The following is a 327-nucleotide window of genomic DNA, read 5'->3' on the forward strand; positions in this document are numbered from 1 at the left end:
GGCTGGTCTTCCCGCAGCGGTACCACTGCCAGCGGGGCTGGTCTTGTGTGGTTTCTGTCGGGCGTTGGTGACGTGGCCCGGCGACTCCAGGTCCACGGCGGTCCTCGATACGAGGTTCCGCAGGTTGCGCGCGGCGTTCTCGTCCCGGTCGATGACCAGTCCGCAGGCGTCGCAGGTGAAGGTCCGCTCGGCCAGGCGCAGTTTGGCTTTCACCACGCCGCAGCCCGAGCAGGTTTTCGAGGACGGCAGCCACCGGTCGGCCACGACCAGGGTGCCGCCGTTCCAGGCGGTCTTGTATTCGAGCCGGCGGCGGATCCGGCCGAAGGC

At 69.1% G+C, this 327-nt stretch carries 1 protein-coding gene; it reads right to left on the reverse strand.

What is annotated here, in order from left to right:
* Window positions 1-327 (reverse strand): zinc ribbon domain-containing protein (locus CUT39_RS20605; RefSeq protein WP_198586745.1); only part of this gene is annotated, 327 nt, incomplete at both ends.

The sequence above is a fragment of the Glycomyces xiaoerkulensis genome, assembly GCF_002798405.1.
GTDB lineage: Bacteria > Actinomycetota > Actinomycetes > Mycobacteriales > Micromonosporaceae > Glycomyces > Glycomyces xiaoerkulensis.